The organism is Mycobacterium sp. NGS34 (assembly GCF_059812845.1).
Map to the genome: position 1 here is coordinate 1 of NZ_JCALDM010000072.1, position 267 is coordinate 267.

The 267-nt window shown below is 62.5% G+C and carries 1 protein-coding gene; it reads left to right on the forward strand.

Features of this window, described 5'->3' with window-relative positions; all coding sequences use genetic code 11:
* A partial coding sequence (locus AC5Y7V_RS31435; RefSeq protein WP_499883800.1) for an ATP-binding cassette domain-containing protein occupies positions 1-267 on the forward strand: 267 nt, incomplete at both ends.

Genomic DNA, 267 nt, shown 5'->3' on the forward strand with positions numbered 1-267 from the left:
CTCAAGATTCGTAAGCGGCCCAAGGCCGAGGTCAAGGAGAAGGTGGACAACCTGTTGGAGGTGGTGGGGCTTAGTGGGTTTCAGACCCGCTATCCCAATCAGCTGTCGGGGGGTCAGCGTCAGCGCATGGCGTTGGCGCGGGCGTTGGCGGTTGATCCGCAGGTGTTGTTGCTTGATGAGCCGTTCGGGGCGTTGGATGCCAAGGTGCGGGAGGATTTGCGGGCGTGGTTGCGCCGCCTGCATGACGAGGTGCATGTGACCACGGTG